Consider the following 6,519-nt stretch of genomic DNA (forward strand, 5'->3'; position numbering starts at 1 on the left):
GATTAAAAGACTGTCAGGTGATAAAAATGGAGGAGCGTAAAGGGGAAATCCTCCTCTATGTGGAAATGGAGCGAAAGCCTCACCCTTGTCCTGACTGTGGTCAGCTCACCAACAAAGTCCATGATTATCGATGGCAAAAAGTTCAACATTTAAAATGGTTTGAACGGCTGACGTATATTTGGTATAAACGTCGTCGATATGCCTGTGCTTGCGGAAAACGCTTTTCCGAAAAGAATACGTTTGTCAAACGATATCAACGAACATCGATTGAATGGAATCAGGCCGTGTCCGTATGTGCTATTAAGGGAAAGACATTTAAGGAAGTAGGGGATGTTTACGGTACCTCATCCACGACCATTATGAGGCGATTTGACCAAATCGCTCAAACGGAAGTCAAGCAAGTAGAGTCACTACCTCGAGTGATTGCGATTGATGAATATAAAGGAGATACAAGGGAAGGAAAGGATCAACTCATCATCGCCGATGGGATCACAAAGCAACCCCTAGACATCCTACCGAACCGAAATAAAAAGACGATAAAAGACTACCTTCAAAGGCATGGTCACCACGTTCAAGTGGTGATTATGGATATGAGTCCTTCTTTTAAGGCAGCCGTTCGTTCGTCCCTAGGGAACCCAGTGATCGTGGCAGATCGTTTTCATTTTTGTCGTTATATTTATTGGGGGATTGATCGAGTTCGCAGGCGTATTCAGCAGCAGTTTCACGACTATGAACGAAAAAAGTGCAAAAGAAAAAGGTACATTTTTTATAAACCTCAAAACACTTTAACTGAAGACGATCAGTGGCATTTAGAACGCTATTTGAATATGTCGGAAGAGCTAAAAAAAGCCTATGAACTAAAAGAACGTTATCAAGTATGGTTTAACCGAGCGAAAGAGATCGGTCAAGAAAAGATCAAAGAGGTAAAAAAAGAGCTGGAAGCATTTTATCAAGTAGTAGAGGAATCAGGAATTCCAGAGATGAAACAAGCGATAGAAACGTTTCGAAATTGGCAAGTAGAAATCCTGAATAGCTTTGTGTATGGTCATTCCAATGTCTTTTTGGAAGGAATCAATAATACGACAAAAGTCATCAAGCGAAACAGCTATGGATATAAAAACTTCAAGAGATTTTGAGCAAGAATCTTATTGAGACATCAGTATAAAGGAATGGGTCTACATATAGGATAGGGGTGGCCTGATTTCTTTACCACCCCAACATTTGACGGAGAACCTATTTATTCAGCGTTTTGAATAACCCTATTTCTCCACCCTTGACATCAAGACAACACACTCCACATGGCTTGAGAGGAGAGGATAGGATGAATGTCTTTTGAACCTGCCCGTTCTCGGAAATATATCCACGGCACTTTTTGCACTATCGGTAGACGGGAACATATCCACTGAATTTGCATTAAATAGAGACCTACAACATTCCCCAAAATAAGTTGATTTGAGCGGAAAAGAAATAGAGAAGCAATCCTATTGTCGCCACCTTGAATATTTGTTTTGGAGACTGATATAAAACAAAGATCGTGGCTATCCAGAGTAACAATTCCAAATTATCTCTAATATCAAAATACCAAAATCCAAATACAAAAGCCTGTCTTGAGATAAACATAAAAATTATAGATGAAATAGAAATAGCAATTATACCTTTCCCCTTTGCATACCAACACACAAAAGCCAGAAATGGTGAAATACAAGTCATTATTATCCAAATCATCATATATGATTTAGGAAAAAAGCCAGCTATCAAAACTGTGAATAAATAATAGCTACCTACCATACCCGCAAAAAACAAAAATACATTTATGGCAGACCTGAGAGCTGATTTGCTATATAAAGATATTAACACCGCAAGGAAAAGCCAAACCCCCATGCGAGAAAAGAAGTTTCTTAAATCTAAGACTTCTAGAAAATAGGGTAATGAATTACTTAGGGTTGTTTCAAGCATCTTGGAAACTAAGCCTAAAGTAATCCCCGCTATAAATATTAAAGTTGAATATAAAAACTTTTTTGTTAGCGATATACTAATTGGTTTTCGAATTTCATTTAAGAAATCTTTCATTTATTCTATCCCGAAAAAATCCTTATTTCATATTTTTCTATCAAACCACGGCATAAGATGTAAATAATTCGCTTTCTAAATAAGAATTTATGCCTAGTCTGAATAATAATTGTACACCCTTAAGCCACCTGAATTTGCTATGTATATTAGTACTTGTGCCTTTTCATATCATCTTCGTAGGCGGCTAGAATACGCTGATATTCTTTTGGGTCATCATTCTCACAGTCAAGTTTTATCACTCGATCCACGATAGCCTCTAAAGAATCCGGGTTGTACCAAGGTTCTTTAATTGTAAGATATATAATCTTTTTTGTCTTTTGACGTTGGGCCATTTCTTTCAGCATCTGAATCTCTTTTTCATTTTTTGTTACACTTTGAATTGGCCATATAATCATAAAGTCAAATGCATAATTCTTTTTTCAGATCTGATTTAAGAGCCCTATCTAAGTCAGCAACCGTTGCTGTTTCACTGTCTCCGCTAGTGTTAAATACACCTCTCATCCACTTTGCGAAATTTTCAGTCCCCTTATATTTTGAAAATATACTTAAAGATTGATAATATCCTCATGCCTGTTTTCCTTATATAAATCCGAGAAAATACTATCTAAACCTAGAAACACATCATATTCCTCGTTATTATTCTCAAATTTGTGCGCATAACCTTGATTATAGAAATATGGCACCAGATAGTCTATATATTTTTCGTAAAGGTCATTAAGCCCCACACATTTTAATCTGGCCTTAAATTCCGAGTTTTTTCTTATAAAAAAGCCTGGTCTGCTAACTATTTCTGCAATTTTTGAAAGAATTATTTCTTTATCATTCATTTTTTTCACCTCACCTAATATTTAATAACTATAACTTTTTCAAAGTAGGTAACACTTTCTCTAAATATTCCTGTCAATATCCCTCGTCATCGCCTTCCATATCGTGAAGCCAATAGTACATAAATAATATCTCAAATTCCTGCTTTCTACCTTTTATAAAGGACTTCTTCGGCATTTTCTATACAAAGAATCAAGATTAAAAAGGTTACTTTTTTGCCTATAATCATAATCGTACTTTCTCCAATTATATTGACTCTTTCTTCTATGTGTTGAGGGCCAAATATCCTCATTATCAAAAAAACTGTTTATCCAATCATAAGCAAAGGCAAGAAGATTTACTTGATGCTTTGCCCAGGTTTTCTCAATCCAATCAGTAATTTCTTCCGATATTGACGGTATCCCAAAATTAAACTTTTGCTCACTTTCTACCCTATGATATTCTTTTATAAAAAGAAAAAGCATTTCTGTCTGATCCTTAAGAAATGGTAACCTTTTAATTAGTCGTGAATAACAATCATATGAAGCATTTCTAAATTCACTATCAATATTATATAAAAAGAAAAGGTCATTCTCCTTCATTTTGTTTCCAATGTATCTGTGTATTTGCTTCCCGTACTCATTATAAATACTAACAGCCCATTCTCTAACTGAGACAAGCTTATTGGGCATTTGATCAAGTAAGAAGAGAAGTGCAACATAAATTATATAAAGAACAACGTATTCGAATGAAAAGAAATAAAGAGCTTTTATGGAAATCCCCGTTTAAGCTCAATCAAAAAGAGAAAGAGTGAGTAGAAGAACTCTTGGCACTTGATTCGGACTTGAGGGAAGCCTATGAGTTAAAGAATGAACTAGATGTCTGGTTTAAAACAAGTACAATGGAAAATGCTAAAACAGGTTTAGAAGCATGGATGACGAGAGTTGAGGAATTTGGAAACGAAGCATTTAAAAAAGTCGTTCGAACATTTAATAGGTGGAAACAAGAGATTTTACAATCCTTCATGTATCCATTTAACAACGGATATATTGAAGGTGTAAATAATACAACCAAGGTAATCAAACGAATGTCTTATGGAATAAAAAGCTTTGAGCGATTACGAAAAAGATATTGTGGCGTCAACTTGTCAGAAGGAACGTAGGTTAACCTACATTCCTTCCAAAGAGAGGGTATTGGAAATATTTACACCACCACAATTGACAGAGAGCCTTACTTTGTCACAGGGCTTCAACCTTAGGATTTCTCCACCAGTTGCCTGTCAGCTACCGAGCGTCTTGGCATTTACTCGGGTTGGACTTGCACCAACTAGCAGATAACAGCTTAGCTGGGCACGCCAAAAAAAAACCATCAGATATAAACTGATGGTTTTCGATGACCCGTACGGGATTCGAACCCGTGTTACCGCCGTGAAAGGGCGGTGTCTTAACCACTTGACCAACGGGCCAAATATGGCGGAGAAGGAGGGATTTGAACCCTCGCGCCGCTTACGCGACCTACACCCTTAGCAGGGGCGCCTCTTCAGCCTCTTGAGTACTTCCCCAAAATAAAATGGCTCCGCAGGTAGGATTCGAACCTACGACCGCTCGGTTAACAGCCGAGTGCTCTACCACTGAGCTACTGCGGAATGGTGGGCCTAAATGGACTTGAACCATCGACCTCACGCTTATCAGGCGTGCGCTCTAACCAGCTGAGCTATAGGCCCAATTTAAGTTTGGAGCGGGTGATGGGAATCGAACCCACGACATCAGCTTGGAAGGCTGAGGTTTTACCACTAAACTACACCCGCGTGTAATATGGGGCGACTAGTGGGAATCGAACCCACGAGTGTCGGAGCCACAATCCGATGCGTTAACCACTTCGCCATAGCCGCCACAGAATAGTAGGATTAAATGGTGGCTCGGGACGGAATCGAACCGCCGACACAAGGATTTTCAGTCCTTTGCTCTACCGACTGAGCTACCGAGCCATATTAGATTTTAGTGCCGCTTATTTAGTATTACTTGTCCTTTGTCCCCAACTCAGAAGGTTTCTCAAGCAGCGTCTCGTTGGGTACAACTCGCAGAAATTTCTTAGAAGCTTTGCTCGTTGCTCTACCGACTGAGCTACCGAGCCATAATTACAGAATGGCGGTCCCGACGGGAATCGAACCCGCGATCTCCTGCGTGACAGGCAGGCATGTTAACCGCTACACCACGGGACCATTTGGTTGCGGGGACAGGATTTGAACCTGCGACCTTCGGGTTATGAGCCCGACGAGCTACCAGACTGCTCCACCCCGCGACGATAAAAAATTAATAAATGTTGTTTATGCTCTAAGTTTACCTTAGACTGTTTCTTCCTCTGCAGGATTATTCACTGAAGTGAATGCGTCGAAACAACTCGTAGCTTTTTCGTAGAAGCCTTGCTCGTTGCTCCACCCCGCGATGATAAAATATGGCGGAGGAAGAGGGATTCGAACCCCCGCGGGCTGTTACACCCCTGTCGGTTTTCAAGACCGATCCCTTCAGCCAGACTTGGGTATTCCTCCGTATTATATAAAGACAATGGTGGACCTTGTAGGACTCGAACCTACGACCGGACGGTTATGAGCCGTCTGCTCTAACCAGCTGAGCTAAAGGTCCTTAATCTTTGGTAGCGGCGGAGGGAATCGAACCCACGACCTCACGGGTATGAACCGTACGCTCTAGCCAGCTGAGCTACGCCGCCAAGATTAACAATTACATTGGTGGAGCCTAGCGGGATCGAACCGCTGACCTCCTGCGTGCAAAGCAGGCGCTCTCCCAGCTGAGCTAAGGCCCCTTATAAATCGGAAGATGGTCGGGAAGACAGGATTCGAACCTGCGACCCCTTGGTCCCAAACCAAGTGCTCTACCAAGCTGAGCTACTTCCCGTTTAAAGAATATATGGCGCGCCCGACAGGAGTCGAACCCATAACCTTCTGATCCGTAGTCAGACGCTCTATCCAATTGAGCTACGGGCGCACATTAATGGTGCCGAGGACCGGAATCGAACCGGTACGGTAGTCACCTACCGCAGGATTTTAAGTCCTGTGCGTCTGCCAGTTCCGCCACCCCGGCACTATTTTTGGAGCGGAAGACGGGATTCGAACCCGCGACCCCAACCTTGGCAAGGTTGTATTCTACCACTGAACTACTTCCGCATAATGGTGCGGGTGAAGGGACTTGAACCCCCACGCCGTAAGGCGCCAGATCCTAAGTCTGGTGCGTCTGCCAATTCCGCCACACCCGCAATATAAAAGTGGTGAGCCATGGAGGACTCGAACCTCCGACCCTCTGATTAAAAGTCAGATGCTCTACCGACTGAGCTAATGGCTCAAATAACTCAAAATTACTCCGCTACTTCTGTTTTAAACATCTGCTCCGTCTCATCTCTTTGGCAAGACATGAGACTACGCAACTCGTAGCAACTTCATAGCTGTTTTGCTCGTCTCTACCGACTGAGCTAATGGCTCAAACAAAATAAGTGGTGCCGGCGAGAGGACTTGAACCCCCAACCTACTGATTACAAGTCAGTTGCTCTACCAATTGAGCTACACCGGCATATATGGTGGAGGATGACGGGATCGAACCGCCGACCCCCTGCTTGTAAGGCAGGTGCTCTCCC

Annotated in this window: 5 protein-coding genes, 20 tRNA genes and 1 pseudogene; 2 read left to right on the plus strand and 24 right to left on the minus strand. The window is 41.6% G+C overall.

What is annotated here, in order from left to right; translation table 11 throughout:
* Nucleotides 1-1,136 (plus strand): ISL3 family transposase (locus GD441_RS16570; RefSeq protein WP_153127512.1); only part of this gene is annotated, 1,136 nt, incomplete at its 5' end.
* A 289-nt stretch (nt 1,137-1,425) separates the two neighbouring features.
* Here GD441_RS16570 and GD441_RS16575 read toward each other — a convergent pair.
* The 4 genes from GD441_RS16575 to GD441_RS16590 form a co-directional block, all read right to left on the minus strand.
* Nucleotides 1,426-2,070: a hypothetical protein gene (locus tag GD441_RS16575; RefSeq protein WP_153127513.1), complete on the minus strand. Its 645-nt coding sequence runs from the start codon at nt 2,068-2,070 to the stop codon at nt 1,426-1,428.
* 146 nt (nt 2,071-2,216) lie between these two features.
* Nucleotides 2,217-2,465: a hypothetical protein gene (locus tag GD441_RS16580; RefSeq protein WP_225434282.1), complete on the minus strand. Its 249-nt coding sequence runs from the start codon at nt 2,463-2,465 to the stop codon at nt 2,217-2,219.
* 150 nt (nt 2,466-2,615) lie between these two features.
* Nucleotides 2,616-2,897 carry a hypothetical protein gene (locus tag GD441_RS16585; protein WP_225434283.1) on the minus strand — a complete coding sequence of 94 codons (282 nt, stop codon included), beginning with the start codon at nt 2,895-2,897 and terminating at the stop codon, nt 2,616-2,618.
* Nucleotides 2,898-3,050: 153 nt separating this feature from the next.
* Complete coding sequence (locus GD441_RS16590) at nt 3,051-3,476, minus strand: hypothetical protein (protein ID WP_225434284.1); 426 nt, start codon at nt 3,474-3,476, stop codon at nt 3,051-3,053.
* Between the two features lie 110 nt (nt 3,477-3,586).
* Between GD441_RS16590 and GD441_RS16600 the strand changes: the two are divergent.
* Nucleotides 3,587-4,036: pseudogene (locus GD441_RS16600) on the plus strand (ISL3 family transposase).
* A 231-nt stretch (nt 4,037-4,267) separates the two neighbouring features.
* On the opposite strand, the gene GD441_RS16605 reads toward GD441_RS16600, so the two are convergent.
* From GD441_RS16605 to GD441_RS16700, 20 genes are all read right to left on the minus strand, one after another.
* Nucleotides 4,268-4,339: transfer RNA gene (locus GD441_RS16605), tRNA-Glu, on the minus strand.
* Nucleotides 4,340-4,344: 5 nt separating this feature from the next.
* Nucleotides 4,345-4,435 (minus strand) — tRNA-Ser (locus tag GD441_RS16610).
* 9 nt (nt 4,436-4,444) lie between these two features.
* Nucleotides 4,445-4,519, minus strand: a tRNA-Asn gene (locus GD441_RS16615).
* Nucleotide 4,520: 1 nt separating this feature from the next.
* Nucleotides 4,521-4,597 (minus strand) — tRNA-Ile (locus GD441_RS16620).
* Between the two features lie 10 nt (nt 4,598-4,607).
* Nucleotides 4,608-4,681, minus strand: a tRNA-Gly gene (locus tag GD441_RS16625).
* 8 nt (nt 4,682-4,689) lie between these two features.
* Nucleotides 4,690-4,765, minus strand: a tRNA-His gene (locus GD441_RS16630).
* A 20-nt stretch (nt 4,766-4,785) separates the two neighbouring features.
* Nucleotides 4,786-4,861, minus strand: a tRNA-Phe gene (locus GD441_RS16635).
* Nucleotides 4,862-5,019: 158 nt separating this feature from the next.
* A tRNA-Asp gene (locus GD441_RS16640) sits at nt 5,020-5,095 on the minus strand.
* Nucleotides 5,096-5,098: 3 nt separating this feature from the next.
* A tRNA-Met gene (locus GD441_RS16645) sits at nt 5,099-5,175 on the minus strand.
* A gap of 154 nt (nt 5,176-5,329) precedes the next feature.
* Nucleotides 5,330-5,422, minus strand: a tRNA-Ser gene (locus GD441_RS16650).
* 17 nt (nt 5,423-5,439) lie between these two features.
* Nucleotides 5,440-5,516 (minus strand) — tRNA-Ile (locus tag GD441_RS16655).
* Nucleotides 5,517-5,524: 8 nt separating this feature from the next.
* Nucleotides 5,525-5,601 (minus strand) — tRNA-Met (locus tag GD441_RS16660).
* A 17-nt stretch (nt 5,602-5,618) separates the two neighbouring features.
* Nucleotides 5,619-5,694: transfer RNA gene (locus GD441_RS16665), tRNA-Ala, on the minus strand.
* Between the two features lie 15 nt (nt 5,695-5,709).
* Nucleotides 5,710-5,786: transfer RNA gene (locus GD441_RS16670), tRNA-Pro, on the minus strand.
* Nucleotides 5,787-5,799: 13 nt separating this feature from the next.
* Nucleotides 5,800-5,876 (minus strand) — tRNA-Arg (locus GD441_RS16675).
* 7 nt (nt 5,877-5,883) lie between these two features.
* Nucleotides 5,884-5,972: transfer RNA gene (locus GD441_RS16680), tRNA-Leu, on the minus strand.
* An 8-nt stretch (nt 5,973-5,980) separates the two neighbouring features.
* Nucleotides 5,981-6,055: transfer RNA gene (locus tag GD441_RS16685), tRNA-Gly, on the minus strand.
* A 4-nt stretch (nt 6,056-6,059) separates the two neighbouring features.
* Nucleotides 6,060-6,144: transfer RNA gene (locus GD441_RS16690), tRNA-Leu, on the minus strand.
* A gap of 10 nt (nt 6,145-6,154) precedes the next feature.
* A tRNA-Lys gene (locus GD441_RS16695) sits at nt 6,155-6,230 on the minus strand.
* Nucleotides 6,231-6,379: 149 nt separating this feature from the next.
* Nucleotides 6,380-6,455 (minus strand) — tRNA-Thr (locus tag GD441_RS16700).
* Nucleotides 6,456-6,519: the final 64 nt, after the last annotated feature.

Source organism: Peribacillus tepidiphilus (assembly GCF_009466385.1).
In the GTDB taxonomy this organism is placed as follows: domain Bacteria; phylum Bacillota; class Bacilli; order Bacillales; family DSM-1321; genus Bacillus_BN; species Bacillus_BN tepidiphilus.